The 15,071-nt window shown below is 48.4% G+C and carries 20 protein-coding genes; 19 read left to right on the top strand and 1 reads right to left on the bottom strand.

From position 1 onward, the window contains the following. Positions 1 to 22 precede the first annotated feature (22 nt). The 6 genes from MKY44_RS25100 (at position 23) to MKY44_RS25075 (ending at position 6,350) form a co-directional block, all read left to right on the top strand. Positions 23 to 484, top strand: a complete 462-nt coding sequence (locus MKY44_RS25100; protein ID WP_341009070.1) for a sigma-70 family RNA polymerase sigma factor — start codon at positions 23 to 25, stop codon at positions 482 to 484. A gap of 176 nt (positions 485 to 660) precedes the next feature. Further along, positions 661 to 1,434, top strand: coding sequence for a hypothetical protein (locus tag MKY44_RS25095; protein WP_341009069.1), 774 nt, complete (start codon positions 661 to 663; stop codon positions 1,432 to 1,434). A gap of 74 nt (positions 1,435 to 1,508) precedes the next feature. Continuing rightward, complete coding sequence (locus MKY44_RS25090) at positions 1,509 to 2,306, top strand: terminase small subunit (RefSeq protein WP_341009067.1); 798 nt, start codon at positions 1,509 to 1,511, stop codon at positions 2,304 to 2,306. After that, entirely contained in the window at positions 2,299 to 3,633 is a 1,335-nt protein-coding gene (locus MKY44_RS25085; RefSeq protein ID WP_341009066.1) for a PBSX family phage terminase large subunit, read from the top strand. The genes MKY44_RS25090 and MKY44_RS25085 overlap by 8 nt, the downstream gene beginning before the upstream one ends. A 111-nt stretch (positions 3,634 to 3,744) precedes the next feature. Then, the gene (locus MKY44_RS25080; protein ID WP_341009065.1) at positions 3,745 to 5,244 is read left to right on the top strand and encodes a capsid protein; all 1,500 of its coding nucleotides are present in this window, start codon (positions 3,745 to 3,747) and stop codon (positions 5,242 to 5,244) included. After that, positions 5,241 to 6,350, top strand: coding sequence for a phage minor capsid protein (locus MKY44_RS25075; protein WP_341009064.1), 1,110 nt, complete (start codon positions 5,241 to 5,243; stop codon positions 6,348 to 6,350). The genes MKY44_RS25080 and MKY44_RS25075 overlap by 4 nt, the downstream gene beginning before the upstream one ends. 33 nt (positions 6,351 to 6,383) lie before the next feature. Here the strand turns inward: MKY44_RS25075 and MKY44_RS25070 are convergent, their stop codons facing one another. Next, the gene (locus MKY44_RS25070) at positions 6,384 to 6,812 is read right to left on the bottom strand and encodes a hypothetical protein (RefSeq protein WP_341009062.1); all 429 of its coding nucleotides are present in this window, start codon (positions 6,810 to 6,812) and stop codon (positions 6,384 to 6,386) included. Between the two features lie 165 nt (positions 6,813 to 6,977). Here MKY44_RS25070 and MKY44_RS25065 point away from each other — a divergent pair, with 165 nt between their 5' ends. The 13 genes from MKY44_RS25065 to MKY44_RS25005 are packed head-to-tail and all read left to right on the top strand — an operon-like array spanning position 6,978 to position 15,069. Further along, on the top strand, positions 6,978 to 7,556 hold the full coding sequence (locus MKY44_RS25065) for a phage scaffolding protein (RefSeq protein WP_341009060.1): 579 nt from the start codon (positions 6,978 to 6,980) through the stop codon (positions 7,554 to 7,556). Positions 7,557 to 7,586: 30 nt separating this feature from the next. After that, complete coding sequence (locus MKY44_RS25060; RefSeq protein ID WP_341009059.1) at positions 7,587 to 8,540, top strand: major capsid protein; 954 nt, start codon at positions 7,587 to 7,589, stop codon at positions 8,538 to 8,540. 12 nt (positions 8,541 to 8,552) lie between these two features. Next, positions 8,553 to 8,768 (top strand): hypothetical protein, encoded by a 216-nt coding sequence (locus tag MKY44_RS25055; RefSeq protein ID WP_301880064.1) that lies wholly within the window; start codon positions 8,553 to 8,555, stop codon positions 8,766 to 8,768. Next, positions 8,768 to 9,076, top strand: coding sequence for a hypothetical protein (locus tag MKY44_RS25050; RefSeq protein WP_341009057.1), 309 nt, complete (start codon positions 8,768 to 8,770; stop codon positions 9,074 to 9,076). Before MKY44_RS25055 ends, MKY44_RS25050 begins: the two co-directional genes overlap by 1 nt. Positions 9,077 to 9,080: 4 nt before the next feature. Then, positions 9,081 to 9,446, top strand: a complete 366-nt coding sequence (locus MKY44_RS25045) for a hypothetical protein (protein WP_301880062.1) — start codon at positions 9,081 to 9,083, stop codon at positions 9,444 to 9,446. Continuing rightward, positions 9,446 to 9,772, top strand: coding sequence for a hypothetical protein (locus tag MKY44_RS25040; RefSeq protein ID WP_222215888.1), 327 nt, complete (start codon positions 9,446 to 9,448; stop codon positions 9,770 to 9,772). Before MKY44_RS25045 ends, MKY44_RS25040 begins: the two co-directional genes overlap by 1 nt. Continuing rightward, the gene (locus tag MKY44_RS25035; RefSeq protein WP_341009056.1) at positions 9,772 to 10,161 is read left to right on the top strand and encodes a hypothetical protein; all 390 of its coding nucleotides are present in this window, start codon (positions 9,772 to 9,774) and stop codon (positions 10,159 to 10,161) included. Before MKY44_RS25040 ends, MKY44_RS25035 begins: the two co-directional genes overlap by 1 nt. Next, entirely contained in the window at positions 10,158 to 10,547 is a 390-nt protein-coding gene (locus MKY44_RS25030; RefSeq protein WP_341009054.1) for a minor capsid protein, read from the top strand. The genes MKY44_RS25035 and MKY44_RS25030 overlap by 4 nt, the downstream gene beginning before the upstream one ends. 9 nt (positions 10,548 to 10,556) lie before the next feature. Continuing rightward, positions 10,557 to 11,009 (top strand): phage tail tube protein, encoded by a 453-nt coding sequence (locus tag MKY44_RS25025; protein WP_341009053.1) that lies wholly within the window; start codon positions 10,557 to 10,559, stop codon positions 11,007 to 11,009. A 24-nt stretch (positions 11,010 to 11,033) separates the two neighbouring features. Then, positions 11,034 to 11,345 carry a hypothetical protein gene (locus tag MKY44_RS25020; protein WP_105597973.1) on the top strand — a complete coding sequence of 104 codons (312 nt, stop codon included), beginning with the start codon at positions 11,034 to 11,036 and terminating at the stop codon, positions 11,343 to 11,345. Beyond that, positions 11,314 to 11,679: a Gp15 family bacteriophage protein gene (locus MKY44_RS25015; RefSeq protein WP_341009050.1), complete on the top strand. Its 366-nt coding sequence runs from the start codon at positions 11,314 to 11,316 to the stop codon at positions 11,677 to 11,679. Before MKY44_RS25020 ends, MKY44_RS25015 begins: the two co-directional genes overlap by 32 nt. Next, the gene (locus tag MKY44_RS25010) at positions 11,680 to 14,697 is read left to right on the top strand and encodes a phage tail protein (RefSeq protein WP_341009049.1); all 3,018 of its coding nucleotides are present in this window, start codon (positions 11,680 to 11,682) and stop codon (positions 14,695 to 14,697) included. A 12-nt stretch (positions 14,698 to 14,709) separates the two neighbouring features. Continuing rightward, entirely contained in the window at positions 14,710 to 15,069 is a 360-nt protein-coding gene (locus tag MKY44_RS25005) for a DUF6711 family protein (protein WP_341009048.1), read from the top strand. Positions 15,070 to 15,071: the final 2 nt, after the last annotated feature.

Below are 15,071 nucleotides of genomic sequence, written 5' to 3'. Positions count from 1 at the left end.
TGGGACGAAAGAGGGGGAAGAGATGATTAATACCAAAGCAACGTGGATTGAGACACTGATCAGTCAATATGCAACGGATTCCCGAGCCTTGGACAAGTACCGAAAGAGTCTGGATCTGGATGATCCACAGGAGGCGAAAGAGGCCGATACGGTCTCTGAAATGTTGTCCGACATGCGATATGCCCTGACGTGGTTAAAACGCGGGAGACGGCCAGGCAGCCGCCGTGGCGTTGAGATTACCGACGTGTACCGGCAACGGGAAATTTATATCAAGCTGTCCGGACAGGAGATCACAGATGCAGAGCGTTTACGTCTGGTGGATGCGCTGCTGGCTTTGAGTGACAGAGAGCGAACATGTTTTCTGCTTCACATGGCGCAAGGGTTGACGCTTCTGGAGATTTCGTCTAAACTAAGCTTAAGTAAGAACACGGTACGGGATTACGTCGACCGGGCTAAAGACAAGATTTCAAAAGAATTTTTGTGATCTTGCCGCACGGACTGCCGCACAACGTGCCGCACGATATGTACACCAGACGTCTGTCTATAACAGGGCTCTCCATTGCGGAGGGCTCTTTTTGCTTTTGTAAAAAATCCTAGGAAATACCTGTAAAAAAATTTTCTCTCGGTGTAAAATTAATTTACTAATCTGGGAGGGATTTTATGTTACAAAATATGATTTTTACAGGAATTGGATTATTAGCATCTCTGTTATTTTTTTTGTTATCAAAAAGTAAAGCAAGATTAAATTATCACACGACCAAATTACAAATTATAGGGAATGTGAGTCTTAAATTACCTGGGGATTTTGAGGTGACTCTCTCTGGGGAAAGAATAGAAAGCCTTCATAAGTCGCAGTTAATTATCTGGAATGGGGGTACTTCAACGATTAACGGGACTGATATAACTAAAGATGAACCGTTAAAAGTTGTATTTGACTCAGGAACTAAAATTTTTAATGTTAGCCTAACTGGATTAACAAGAGAAATTAATAAATTTAAAGCCACTTCAAGTGAAAACACAGGGAACGAAGTAGAGTTAACATTTGATTTTTTGGATAAGAAAGATGGTGTATTAATAGATGTTTTACATACAGAAAGTCGATTGGGGCCTAGAATCATGGGGACAATTAAAGGTTTAGATGGAATTGTAAATAAGGGACAAATAGATTATATTGATATAAAAAATCAAAAGAAAATCAAATGGAAATCATATTTTTTAACAATTGGAATTATCTCAATCTTCTCATTAATTCTGTCAGGATTGTTTGTTACTACAGCTGTAAGTTTGGGGGGGATAATGGAAAAATACTCCACTGTGATAGCGGTTATAGTTGCATTTAGTTCTTTCTTTGTAACATTCCTAGCAATATTTATAATAAAGGTATATGAACCGTTTAAGAAAAAATATCCTAAGCATCTTAAATTTAAAGAATAGTTATGTAATGTGGCATCCTTCGGGGTGCTTTTTCTTTTACATACAAACACATCAGCGGAGGTGGTGAAGATGAATTGACGCCGAATTGGGAAGAGATTAGACGTTTGTTTGAGACAAGCAATTTAACGCTGAAGGAGCTTGCTGAGCAATACGGCATCAAGGATTCAACGATCCGTAGCCGTAAGAACCGAGAGAACTGGCAACGAGGAGCCTCGACGCAACGCAACGTTGCAACGTTGCAACACGCAGCGCCGAAATTCTCAGATGACAGTCAGCTGACTGACAAGCAGCGCATTTTCATCATGGAGTACCTGAGAGACTTCAACATCACTCGTGCAGCCATGGCAGCGGGCTATAGCAAACGATCAGCACATGTGGTTGGATGGGAGACGCTAAGAAATCCTAAAGTGCGCGCGGAGATCCAGCGACATAAGGAGATGTACACCGAGGCGCTGGGCTTGGACATTCAACGGATCATCGCTGAATACATGAAAATTGCCTTTGCGGATATCACGGATTTCGTGGATTTTGGTCGCAAGGAAATAACCGTTGGCCAGGATGGAGAGGGCCAGCCGATCACGCAGCAAATCAACTTCGTTGATTTCAAGAATGCAGACGAGGTGGATGGGGCGATTGTCAGTGAAATCAAGATAGGCAAAAGCGGGACTACCGTCAAGCTTGCTGACAAGATGGAAGCCCTGAAGATGCTGGATCGGTACGCTGGGTACATGACTGAGGAGCAGAAAGCCCGTGTTGCTGTGCTGAAATCGAAGGTTCCAGACAAAGACGGCTTCAATCCAAGCGCTCAGATCGTGGCTTTGGCTGACATGATTAATAATCCGGTAGCTGAACGGGTGATGGACGATGACTGAGGCCGCTCTGATCCCGTATGCGCCATTTAATCAAAAACAGGCAAGTTATATTGCCCAAAGTAAAGACGCCTGGCTGAACGTAGCTGAGGGCGGTAAGCGGGCAGGAAAAAACATTATCAACCTGATTGCTTATGCGATGTGTTTAGAGGTTCATCCGGATAAGCTGCATCTGGTTGCGGGTGTTTCCTTAGCTGCTGCGAAGATGAACGCCATCGATTCGAACGGATTCGGGCTGCAGCACCTATTTGCGGGGCGTTGTCGTGAGGGTGAGTATAAGAACCGGGATGCCCTGTACATCCAGACGAAGACCGGGGAGAAAGTGGTCATTATCGCTGGTGGTGGTAAAGCCAATGACGCTGCCCGGATCAAAGGTAACTCGTATGGTACGGTGTACATTACCGAGGTCAACGAGTGTCACCAGTCGTTTGTGCAGGAAGTATTTGACCGGACACTGGCAAGTAGCTTCAGGCAGCTCTTTTTTGATCTTAACCCTAAACCCCCCTCTCACTGGTTCTACCGTGACATTCTGGATTACCAGGACGAGCTGCTGAAACTTGGAGAGAACACCGGATACAATTACGAACACTTTACCGTGTTTGATAACCTGTCCATCCCTAATGACCGTCTCAAGACCACGCTATCCACGTATGACAAAGGCAGCCTGTGGTATCAAGCTGATATCTTGGGTAAGCGAACAGCGGCCACAGGGCGGATCTACACGGGATACACTAAGCCGGCAGTTGTTGTTACTCGTAAGGATGTTAAGGACTTCCGGTATATTGAGTTCTCCATCGGTATCGACATTGGGGGTACAGACGCCACAGTGGTTACGCTGACCGGATTCACGCCAAGGTATAAAGATGTCATCCTCCTGGATGGCTATTACCATAAGCAGGGCAAGGAGTCGGGCTATACGCATGACCGGTACGCCAAGGAAGTCGTGAATAAGATCGTCGAGTGGTCGGAAACCTATCCGGCCTTTTTGTCATGCGCCCATATCTTTGCTGAATCCGCTGACAAACTGTTCCGGCAGGCGTTGGCTAATGAGCTAAGACGGCGGGGGATACACATTCCTGTTGTGCCTGCTTACAAGAAAGAGGGCATCGTGGACCGGATCCGGCTCACAACTATTCTGATCAACCAAGGCAGATACAAGGTGATGGCCCATCTGAAGCAGTGGCAGGAAGCCCTAGAGAATGCGACATGGGATGAGAAGGAGCGTCAGAAAGGCGAATGGGTCCGGACGGATGACGGCAGTTACCCGGTTGACTGCTTGGATAGTAGTGAATATGCCGTGCAGCCGTTCAAGCGCAGATTGGAGGTATGAGGATGTTCAAGGCAGACGGACAGTGTAAGGATTGCCTATTTTTGCGTCTTTGCAAGGCTGCTGAATTACCGCATTGCGATGGAGCATGTGCAGTAGATAGGAGTGGTGAGAGTGGGGTGGTTTCAGAATATGGTCATGAAGATATTGAGGATTCAGCCGGCAACAGATAATAAGACGTTTACCATTCGGGAGCCTTACGGATATCAGACCAATGTGTTGCGGAACCAGTTGTGGTATAGAGGCGATGCGTCCGAGCTGGATCAGTTCTACAAGCAGGCAGCATTCGATAGCGTGAGTAAAGCACGTTTCTGGGCTGCCGTGCCAAGCGAGGATATGTCGATTCGGAAGATCCATTCTGGATTACCGGCTATGATTGCGGACCGATTGGCAGATATCGTGGTGGCAGATCTTGACAGCATTCAGCTGCAGAATGAACAGGCCACGAAGCAGTGGGAAGAGATTGCCAAAGATAACGACTTTGAGGCGCTGCTGCCAGAGTCGTTATCAGGTGCGTTGGTAACGGGCGACGGGGCGTTCAAGATTTCGATTGATCCGGATGTGAGCAAGTACCCACTGATTGAGTTTTACAGCGGAGATCAGGTCGAGTACAGGCGGAAGCGTGGCAGGCTCCATGAGGTTGTTTTCTATACAGATTACCGGGTGAAGGAAAAGGACTACCGCCTGGAAGAGGTGTTTGGGCTTGGGTACGTTCACACCCGTCTGCTGGATGCCTATGGGAAAGAGGTTCCGCTGAACACGCTGCCGGATACAGCTGGCCTGATTAAGGAAATTACGTATGACGGGAAGTTTCTGATGGCCGTTCCGCTGATGGTGTTCAAATCGACGAAATGGCCAGGGCGCGGAAAATCGATTTTCGAAACAAAAGGGGATAACTTTGATGCGTTGGACGAGGTAGTCAGCCAGTGGGTCGATGCGATCCGATCGGGGCGAGTGAAACAGTACATTCCGGAGGACATGATCCCGAGAGATTCAAATACGGGGGCACCATTACGGCCAAACCCGTTCGATAACCAGTTCATCAAGCTGTCAGTTCCTTTGGCTGAGGAAGCTAAAGGCCTGATTAATCTGGTGCAGCCGCAGATCCTGTATGAGGCGTTTGTTGAGTCTTATGCAAGTGTCTTGGATATGTGCCTGCAGGGGGTTGTATCTCCAAGCACGCTGGGTATCGACTTGAAGAAGACAGACAACGCTGAAGCTCAGAGGGAAAAGGAGAAGGCAACGCTATACACACGCGGGAAGATTGTTGACCGGCTGAACGAGGTCATTCCTGAGCTAGTGGAAACTGTTCTGAAGGTCTATGACACGCTGCAGAAGAAGCAGCCAGGTGAATATGAAGCATCCGTCAAGTTCGGTGAGTATGCTGCTCCAGACTTTGGCAGCGTGGTTGAGACAGTAGGCAAGGCCAGGACGTTTGGCGTGATGAGCATCGAGAGAGCCCTGGAAGAGATGTACGGCGACACCTGGACTGATGAGGAAAAGGCAGAAGAGGTTAAACGCCTGAAGGATGAGCAGAACATCACCTTTGATGAACCGTCTCTGAAACGGGATGACCCACCAGATCCAGAAGACGATGAAGTTGATGAGACATGAAGAAGAAGTATGACATTCGCCAGATCTTCAGCGACATGGAAATGGATCTGATCAAGTCCATGCAGCGTAACCTTCAGCGTCACAAGGATGACGAGGAACGAGAGGGTAAGGAATGGGAGCAATGGCAGCAACGCAAGCTGGAGGATATCCAGCGTTACCGTAAGGAGACACGCCGGATATCCAAGAAGTATGAACCGGAAGTGAAGAAGGCAGTCGAGGAAGAGATTAAAGGCTCCTGGCGGCGTGGAGCTGATCGTGTGGTGAACACCGTCAAGGGCCTATGGAACAAGATTACGGGCAAAAAGCCGGATATTGATCCTGAGGATGGTTCAGATCGTAGCTTCTTCAGGATCAATGAGAAGCGGGTTAACGCTCTGGCAGATGCAGCAGAGAACAATCTGCAATTAGCCCGTCATGCCATGCTGAGACAAGCGGATGATGTGTATAGACAGACCATCTACAAGTCCCAGGTGTATTTGAACAGTGGAGCTGCTTCGCTGAATCAGGCTATTGACCGGGCTACTAAAGATTTTCTGGAAAAGGGATTCGACTCCATCACCTATGCCAATGGTCGAAGGGTGAATGTGGCCAGTTATGCGGAAATGGCGCTGCGTACTGCATCCCAGCGTGCGGTGTTTGCTGGAGAGGGAGCCAAACGGGATCAGCTCGGTATCCGAACTGTGGTGATATCGTCACACGCTAACTGTTCAAAGCTGTGCCTCCCTTATCAGGGCAAGGTGTTCATTGATGACGTTTATTCAGGCGGGACCGTAGCTGATGGCAAGTATCCGCTTCTGAGTACAGCGATTGCAAACGGGTTGTTTCACCCTAACTGTCGCCATAACATGACCACGTTCATTTTGGGGACCAGCTCACTGCCTAAGCCTGCTGATGATGAGAAAGCCCTGGCTAGTTATCAGGCAGAGCAGAGACAGCGCTATATGGAACGTCAGATACGCAAATACAAGCGTCTCCAGGCAGGCAGCATGGAGGAAACAAACGAGGCAAATTACAAAGCTAAGGTGAGGCAATGGCAAGCGCAGTTGAGGGTGCACCTGAAGGATCATGATTATTTACGACGAGATTCGAAGCGTGAAAAGATCTAAAAGGCACTCAGAATATCTGAGTGCCTTTTAAAGTTATTTTAATTTCAGTTCTTCAATTTGTTGGATTACGTTTTTCAATTGCTCGATCTCATCAAGGTAAGTTTTATCAACGTCTAGCAAATTAACATTAGCAATCTGTCTTAGATCTACTAGAGCTTGCTCTAACACGTTATTAATTCTGATGGTCACTGTGATTCTGGGCGAGGGGCTATTCTGAGTGGTCGAAATTGATTTGGCTTGGTTTTGGGGCTCATGCAAAGCATAAACACCTCTAGAAGGACTAAAGTATTGTGGATCTTCAACTAATGTAGTCAGAGCTCCAGCAATTTGGCCTTTAGTGAATGTGTAGCCGCTGTCCTCAATGTATTTTTTAAACTCAGGGACAGTGAATTCACCTTTCTTATTAAGCAAAGCGGAAGCTAACTTTTTAATAACCGGAGCAGCAGGACTTGGTGAATTCATAAGAACGACCTCTTTTCGCATGTTTTTAATTTAATTAATACTACTACTACAAATTACTACTGAATAATGCGTGAGTCAAGTCTTTTTGGTATTGAAGACGTTAAAGAACAAGACATCACCGGACGCGACCGGGTAAAAAGCGAAGATGAACAGGAGGAAAAAGAAATGAACAAAGAACAGTTTATTGCTCTGGGATTCACGGAGGAACAAGCGGATAAGGCCGCTGCTGCATCTCAGGAAGAGTTGAAAGGATTTGTGCCTAAGACTCGGTTTGATGAGGTGAATGAGGCCAAGAAAACCGCTGAGAAGGATGTCGCAGACCGTGACAAGCAGATCGATGACCTAGGCAAAACAGCAGGACTGTCTGAGGATTTGAAAAAACAGATCGAAACGCTGAAAACCGAGAACCAGACGGCCAAGGCACAATATGAATCCGATCTGCAGGAAGTCAAGATCAGCAATGCCATTTCAGCTGCATTAGCGGGTAAGGTTCACAATGAGAAGGTCGTAACAGGGCTGATCGATAAGACGAAGCTGGTTCTTGGAGATGATGGCAAGATCGTTGGTTTGGATGAACAGCTTACAGGGTTGAAGACGTCTGATGCTTATTTGTTCAAGGAAGAGGAGAACAAAGAGACAGGCGGTGGATCTGGAGGTTTCAAGCTTGGCGGTGGCGGGAATCCGAATCCACCAGGAGCGGCTGTATCCTTAAAAGATGCGATTTCGTCCCATTTTCAAAAATAAATAAGCAATTAAAACAAGGAGTGATTTTACATGGCAATTACATTAAGCGAAGCAAAGAAAAACGTACAAGACGCGATTACACTGGGCGTTATCGATGAATTTCGGAAAAATAACTTTCTGTTGGACAATATGACATTTGACGATGCGGTTTCCCCAACAGGAGGCGGGGCTACATTGACTTATGGCTATACACGAGCAGTTACGCAACCAACAGCTCAGTTCCGGGCAGTTAACAGCGAATACACTGAACATGAGGTTAAGAAACAGCGTTACACGGTTGACCTGAAGGTATTCGGTGGAGCGTTTGGGATTGACCGCGTTATTGCAGGCATGGGCGGTATCGTGAGTGAAACGGAATTCCAAATGCAGCAGAAGATCAAGGCTGCCAAGGCTCTGTTCAACGATACGGTAATCAATGGTGACAGCGCTGTGGATGATGAAGTGTTTGATGGTTTGGACAAAGCCCTGACCGGATCCAGCACGGAATACAACCCGTCAGCGGCGATTGACCTTTCGTCTTCTACAGCTGTGGATTCCAACTATAAATCGTTCTTGGATCAGCTGGACGAGTTCCTGATGGGATTGGATGGCACACCGTCGGCTATCATGGGGAACCTGAAAATGATTGCACGGATCAGAGCCGTTGCTCGTCGCTCTGGCATGTACATGGCGAAGCAGGACGAGTTCGGGAATCAAGTTGAGTTCTATGGCACAACCCCTCTCGTGGATCTCGGAGCGAAATCCGGATCCAATGATCCTGTTGTTGGTACGAATGCATCCGGAGAGACATCGCTTTACATTGTACGCCTCGGCTTGGATGGATTCCACGGTGTATCGATGGCGGGTCAACCACCAGTACGTACCTGGTTGCCTGACTTTACAACTCCAGGTGCAGTGAAACAGGGCGAGGTCGAGATGGTTTCCGCTGTTGCGTTGAAAGCAACGAAAGCAGCCGGGGTTATGCGTAAGATCAAAGTTCAGTAAGGAGGGGTTAGGATGAAGTATAAAGACGATATCCCGAACGGGTATGTAAACGGGTACTTTGTAGGCGTACGACAGGGCAGTCCAACACCGGACGCCTTGGAGCCTACAGCTGACGGTTACGAGGTCCCACGAGGCACTGAGCGTATCGGTACAGTAACGCCTGATGCCTTGGAACCGAATTATCCGGAACCGGCAACAGATGATCCGGAAGAGGGAGGCGGCGCTTGATGGCTAAGGTATTAGCACCAAACGAGCATTATACGGGACTTTCAGCCAGCATCATGTTTATTAATGGTGTTGGGGAAACGGACGACGAGCATTTGCTGCAGTGGTTTGAGGGGAAGGGCTACACGGTGGATCGATCGGAACCAGCTCCGCAGACAGACGAAGTTGCAAAGGCCGCTGAGCTTGAGAAGAAAGAGGCAGAGAAGCGTCTGAAGGCTCTGCGTAAGAGAGCAACGGATCTTGGGATCGAGGGCGCAGCAGAGAAAGACGCTGAAACACTTGAAGCCGAGATCGAAGCTGCAGGGAAGTGATCCTATGGCTTATGCCACAGCTGATGAGTATGAACTGTATGGGGACGGCATGATTCCGGCTGAGGACTTGAATAAGGCTCTTAGTCGGGCATCCGACCAAATAGACAGCCTGACCTATAATCGCATCGTACAACGCAAACTGGAAGGTCTGACAGCCTTTCAGCGGGGGAACGTGGTTAAGGCAGTATGCCAGCAAGCGGATTTCCAGTTCCAATATGGGGATTACTTGGACTTCCCACTCTCTGGATACTCGGCAGGCAGCGTCAGCGTGTCATTTAAGGCCGTTGATGGACCCGGAGGGGTTAAGACTACCGAAGGTGTAACAAGCCTGCTGAGAGCCACAGGGCTGATGAATAGGGGGTTACGTTGATGCGGGGTAAGTTTCCGTTTCCACATTGGATATTGAAGACACCGGTTCAAGTGTTTCACACCAAGCTGTCAGAAGACGGGGAGCCTGTCGAGGAATTAATCTTTGACGGGCTTGCTTGTTATGACGAGAAGATGCGTCAGAAGCTGGATAAGGAGCGCCGATTGGTTACACTGTCCGGCAAAGTGATTATCCGGGGCGATATCCTGCCAGGAGAATTGATTGAGGGCTTTGTCCGGGTTGGCGGTACTGATCGGATCATATTCAGCGCTTCAAGGCCGCAACATCCAGACGGCAGCGTCTTTTCTACGGAATTGGAGCTGAGCTGATGGTTAAAGTGAAAGTGACGATGAATCCCAGGGCAATGCGTGAAATTGCAAATGCTCCATTGAAAGCACTGGAGCAAGTTGCCAACGGGAAAGCAGAAAGCATCCTGACCGAGGTTGCTAACGCTCAGGTCGTGCCGAAGCAAACAGGTGAGTTGGAACGTAGTGCCTGGGTAGATACTACGGGGCTCAAAAAGGGCAAGGTCAAGATTGTGTATGACACGCCATATGCACGCCGTCTTTACTGGCATCCAGAATACAACTTCCGCAGGGATAAGAACGCCAACGCCCAAGGGTTGTGGCTGGAAGCTTGGCAACAAGAGCAGAAGGGCTGGATACGCAAGACGTTTGAAAAGCTGGTCAAGAAGTTTGGGGGTGGGTTCATCAAATGATGCTGTCCGAGATTCGGGATTGGCTGAAAACACAGATCGATTCCCCAAATTGGTACATTGGCAAGATCGACGGCAAAAAGGAACAGTCCGTTGGGATTTACAACTTGAACACCGGACAACCTTACATTGCCATCGGAGGGCTGGAGAACACCAGCTATGCCAGCAAGTCCATATCCATCCTGGTTCATTGGAGTAAAAACGCAGATACAGCGGAGCGTAAGGCCCATGAGGTCTATGCTGCGCTATTTGGTCGTACCGATGGTGAGATTGCGGGCCATCGTGTCATTGCCTTTGATATGCGGACACCATGGCCTATTGATGTGGGTACCGATGATGCTGGGATATATGAATACGTGATTGAGACAACGATTTATTACGAGAGGTAGGGGAATGGAATGCCGACAACAGGCGTATTTCCGGTTCATAACAATATTTTCAAAGTAGGTATTAAGGGACGCGTTTCCACAGATTCAGACATGAAAACGATCAAGGATCTGGAGAATTTCGCGCCAGCCATTGATGGTAATACGGAAGAGTGGAGTTCGATGGACCAAGGGGGCTGGACAAGACGGGCGGTAACAGGCAAGTCGTTGTCCTTTAGTTTCAGCGGGAAGCGGAACTATGGCGATCCAGGTAATGACTACGTTGCGGGTCTGATGCTTGGTACAGGTCAACAGGTCGAAACCATCTTCGAATGGACCATGCCATCCGGCGCGAAGCTGACCATGGATTGTGTCATTAACTTGACCACACCAGCAGGTGGAGATTCGACGAACATTGACGGTCTGGAGTTCGAGCTACTATCTGACGGTAAGCCAGAATTTGAACCTGCACCAACCACACTATAATCATAAACCAAGGGGGATTTATCCATGTCAAAAGTTATTAATATCACAGACAAGTTTTCTACAGAACTGCCGTCCATTCAGATCGGTGAAAAGCTGTATCCAGTCAACAACGGTATTTCAGCCATGATGGCGTTTGAAGAAGCGGCAACAGGCGGCTTGACTGGTATTTTGAAAGCATTGGAAGGCGCGTTTGGCAAAAAGGCATATAAGGAAATGGATGTCGAGGGTATGAGCATGGGAAATATCATGGTTCTGGCATCGGCGGTTCTTGCGGCAATGATGAACATTACCTATGAGGAAGCGAATGCGCGATTTCAGCGGGAAGTCCAGTCCTGACGGCTGGTATGACCTGTACGAAGATTGGGAATTGATTGAATCCAGTCTTGCCAAGCAGTACGGCATCCGTATTCGGCAGCAAGGAGATATGCCGTGGGAAGAGTTTTGTACATTGGTCGGGGGTCTTATGCCAGATACACCGCTGGGAAGCATCGTATCGATCCGGGCAGAGCAAGACCCTAAGACCATTAAAGGATTCAACGCAGATCAGCGCCGTATCTATAACGAGTGGCGAAAACGGCAGGCAGTCAAACAGTTGGACAACCCTGTTGAGTTGGATCAGCAGATGAAGAATCTGGAAGCCGCAATGGCTCGGGCCTTTGGGGGTGAGTAGATGTCAAGTGCAGGCCACGTAGATTTAGACTTGGGCTTGAACTACGGAGCCTTTCAACAGCAGCTCAACGGTATCTCCAGTACCGCTACCAACCTGGTGGGTGGGGCCTTCAAGAAGCTTGGCGGGATCGTTGCCGCGGCCTTTGCTGTCAATAGCTTAAAAGACTTTGGTAAGGAAGCCATTAACCTGGCATCGGATCTGGCTGAAGTGCAAAACGTGGTTAACGTCACGTTCGGATCAATGACCAATCAAATTAACAACTGGTCATCGAACCTGATCGAATCGTTCGGTCTGTCCGAGTTGTCCGGTAAAAGATATGCATCCACTATGGGTGCCATGCTCAAGTCTTCAGGTATTACAGGAGAAGCCATGAAACAGATGTCTGTCAAGTTGACGGAATTGTCTGCTGACATGGCTTCTTTTTATAACATCACGAATGACGAAGCGTATTACAAAGTGTTCTCCGGTATGGTCGGTGAGACTGAGCCGCTGAAGCAATTGGGCGTAAACATGTCCGTGGTCAATATGGAAGCCTACGCCATGTCACAGGGCATCACAAAGTCCTGGTTGTCCATGACCCAATCTGAACAGGCCATGCTTCGGTATGGCTATTTGTTACAGGTAACGGCCGATGCCCAGGGTGACTTTGCCCGTAACGGTCAATCATGGGCAAACCAAGTCCGTATGATGTCCGAACAATGGAACATCTTCAAGGGCACAATGGGTGCGGGATTCATTAACATTCTGACGCCGATCCTGAAAGGGCTCAACTGGATCATAGCCAAGTTGCAGGTTGCAGCAGCCTATTTCAAGGCGTTTACGGAACTGGTCTTTGGTGACGCCGTGAACGCTGGTGGCGCAGGAATGACAGTGGCCACCGATGCCATGGGCGGTATGGGTGATGCAGCAGCGGCCGCAGCTCCTGCTGTAGAAGATACAGGAAAAGCGGCTGAGAAGGCAGGCAAGAAGGCGAAGAAGGCCGGGAAAGACATGAAGGGCAGTCTGGCCGGGTTCGATCAGCTCAATACACTGGCACAATCCGCGGCGTCCGCTCTGGATGATGCTGGATCAAAGGCGAAGGGTGCGGGCGCTGGTATAGGCGGTCTGGGTGCAATGGCTGGATTCGGTGACCTGGACTTGGGTACACCTTCGATTGAGATCGATCCAATCAAGCAACAGGTTGCTGCATTCTTGGAAGATGTAAAATCGCGGTTCTCTAAAGCCTGGACGTATATCTCTTCGGGCTGGGGCGAAATGCGGCCGGCACTGCAACCGTTCATTGATATGATGGTGCCTATTCGTCAATCGGTATCCAACATGGGCAAGACGTTTTTGGACCTGAAAGACAAGGTGCTTGTTCCAGTGGCGAAGTACATTTTGGGCGACTTCATACCGACCATAGTAACCGGATTCGTGAAGTCGTTCGCTCCAGTCATTGCAAATCAAATTGTCTGGACGTTTGATTTCCTTGACCGGACATTCCGGAATTCAACAGATCAGTCCATTAAGCTGTGGGACACGGTATGGCTGCCTAGTCTAGAAAAGGTGAAGAACGCCTTTGTAACAAACATGCCACTCATTGCAGCATCCCTACAAAGTTTGCTGGATGGCACGTTGAACCCATTTACGGATTTCATGATTAATGACTTTGCTATCCCTGTATCTACGGTGCTGGCCGAGACACTTGTACCCATCTTCACGGATACACTGGTCTGGGCGATTGATACATTTGCAAAGACATTTGATAATGCCGTCAACCACATAAACGATCTATGGGACAGCACACTGAATCCGGCGCTGGAGAAATTCAGGGATTTGTTCTTGGACATCATTCCGCAGATCGGTGATTCGTTTGATAACTTGCTGAATGGTACGATCAAGCCATTTGTGGATTATGCATTAAATGAATTCATCATCCCGATTGCTTCCAAGATCACAGAGACCCTGGTACCGATCTTTACAGATGTTTTGGTGAAAGCATTTGAGGAAGCGGCCAAGACATTCAAATGGGCCGTAGACATGATCAATGATATCTATAACACGGTGTTGAAACCCGTCTTTGACCTGATCAAGAAAATTGTCTTGGACACGCTCCAGATCGTTAAGGACCTATGGAATAAGTATGGAAAGGATATCCTTGACAAGATATCTGAGATGATGGAGAACACACGGAAGCTGTTCCAAAAGCTGTGGGACGATGTGTTGAAACCGATCATTGAACCATTCCTCAAAAAACTTAATGAAATCTGGGACGGTACATTGAAGGGGATCATTAAGCAAGTGGGCGAGGTTGTCATGAAGCTGGTATCGGCAGCGCTGGACATCTACAACAAGTTCATTGTGCCACTAATCAGCTACATTATAGACAAGCTGGCTCCAAGCTTTACCAAGGGGTTCAATATCGTATTGAACATTGTCACAACGGTCATCGAGAGTGTAGGCGGGATCATCAAAGGGCTGCTGAAAACACTTGGCGGCGTCATTGATTTTGTTGCAGGCGTATTTACGGGTGACTGGAAGAAGGCATGGACCGGAGTTAAGGATATCTTTGGCGGCATATTTGATTCCCTGTACAGCTTGGTCAAAGCACCGCTTAACCTGATCATTGACGGTATCAACAAGGTCATTGGAGGGTTTAACAGTCTTAGCGTTAGCATTCCGGAATTCGAGATATTCGGAAATAAAGTGGGCGGGGGCAGTGTCGGCCTTCCTAATCTTCCGAAGATTCCGAAACTGGCGAAAGGCGGTTTGGCCTATGGTCCAACGCTTGCCATGGTCGGGGATAACCGGGGCGCTTCCGTTGACCCGGAAGTCGTGTCGCCGTTGTCCAAGCTACAGGATATGATTAGCGGTAATAATCAGCCGATGGTGGAAGTGCTCTTACTGATCTTGGATGCCCTACGGAACAATGACAAACAGACCGTTATACAGCTCAATGGTACGGAGCTGGGGCGTGCTGCTGTAAGTGCAATAAACGACATCACAAGGCGTCAAGGCCGTTCACCATTAACGACTTAGGAGGGATGAAGATTGGAAATCAAAATTAATGGTCAGGAAATTGCCGCTTATCCCTCCACGTATCAGGTGACGGTGCTTGACTTGGATGACGCTAACTCATCGGTACGGACAGCAAACGGCACGCTGAACCGGGACCGGATAGCAGTCAAACGGCAGATCGACATGGCTTGGGGGATGCTGACCTGGGCAGAAATGTCCTCCATCCTCCAATCCATGTCCAATGTGTTTTTTGATTTTACCTACCCGGACCCACAAACTGGCAAGCACGAAACGAAGCGGATGTATGTCGGCAATCGACCTGCACCGTTCTGTGTGACGAGTGGCGGCGTCATGTATTGGAACGGACTTAAATTGACGCTGACAGAGAGGTGATC

It is taken from the genome of Paenibacillus sp. FSL R7-0026 (assembly GCF_038004485.1).
Classification (GTDB): Bacteria; Bacillota; Bacilli; order Paenibacillales; family Paenibacillaceae; genus Paenibacillus; species Paenibacillus xylanexedens_A.
Note: the sequence above shows the minus strand (reverse complement) of the source record. Positions and strands in the feature narration are given on the sequence as shown.

What these genes read in the sequence shown, in the direction of transcription:
- MKY44_RS25100 (WP_341009070.1), top strand. Translation starts at nt 23, where the DNA reads ATGATTAATACCAAAGCAACGTGGATTGAGACACTGATCAGTCAATAT.
- MKY44_RS25095 (WP_341009069.1), top strand. Translation starts at nt 661, where the DNA reads ATGTTACAAAATATGATTTTTACAGGAATTGGATTATTAGCATCTCTG.
- MKY44_RS25085 (WP_341009066.1), top strand. Translation starts at nt 2,299, where the DNA reads ATGACTGAGGCCGCTCTGATCCCGTATGCGCCATTTAATCAAAAACAG.
- MKY44_RS25075 (WP_341009064.1), top strand. Translation starts at nt 5,241, where the DNA reads ATGAAGAAGAAGTATGACATTCGCCAGATCTTCAGCGACATGGAAATG.
- MKY44_RS25070 (WP_341009062.1), bottom strand. Translation starts at nt 6,812, where the DNA reads ATGAATTCACCAAGTCCTGCTGCTCCGGTTATTAAAAAGTTAGCTTCC.
- MKY44_RS25065 (WP_341009060.1), top strand. Translation starts at nt 6,978, where the DNA reads ATGAACAAAGAACAGTTTATTGCTCTGGGATTCACGGAGGAACAAGCG.
- MKY44_RS25060 (WP_341009059.1), top strand. Translation starts at nt 7,587, where the DNA reads ATGGCAATTACATTAAGCGAAGCAAAGAAAAACGTACAAGACGCGATT.
- MKY44_RS25055 (WP_301880064.1), top strand. Translation starts at nt 8,553, where the DNA reads ATGAAGTATAAAGACGATATCCCGAACGGGTATGTAAACGGGTACTTT.
- MKY44_RS25050 (WP_341009057.1), top strand. Translation starts at nt 8,768, where the DNA reads ATGGCTAAGGTATTAGCACCAAACGAGCATTATACGGGACTTTCAGCC.
- MKY44_RS25045 (WP_301880062.1), top strand. Translation starts at nt 9,081, where the DNA reads ATGGCTTATGCCACAGCTGATGAGTATGAACTGTATGGGGACGGCATG.
- MKY44_RS25040 (WP_222215888.1), top strand. Translation starts at nt 9,446, where the DNA reads ATGCGGGGTAAGTTTCCGTTTCCACATTGGATATTGAAGACACCGGTT.
- MKY44_RS25035 (WP_341009056.1), top strand. Translation starts at nt 9,772, where the DNA reads ATGGTTAAAGTGAAAGTGACGATGAATCCCAGGGCAATGCGTGAAATT.
- MKY44_RS25030 (WP_341009054.1), top strand. Translation starts at nt 10,158, where the DNA reads ATGATGCTGTCCGAGATTCGGGATTGGCTGAAAACACAGATCGATTCC.
- MKY44_RS25025 (WP_341009053.1), top strand. Translation starts at nt 10,557, where the DNA reads ATGCCGACAACAGGCGTATTTCCGGTTCATAACAATATTTTCAAAGTA.
- MKY44_RS25020 (WP_105597973.1), top strand. Translation starts at nt 11,034, where the DNA reads ATGTCAAAAGTTATTAATATCACAGACAAGTTTTCTACAGAACTGCCG.
- MKY44_RS25015 (WP_341009050.1), top strand. Translation starts at nt 11,314, where the DNA reads ATGCGCGATTTCAGCGGGAAGTCCAGTCCTGACGGCTGGTATGACCTG.
- MKY44_RS25010 (WP_341009049.1), top strand. Translation starts at nt 11,680, where the DNA reads ATGTCAAGTGCAGGCCACGTAGATTTAGACTTGGGCTTGAACTACGGA.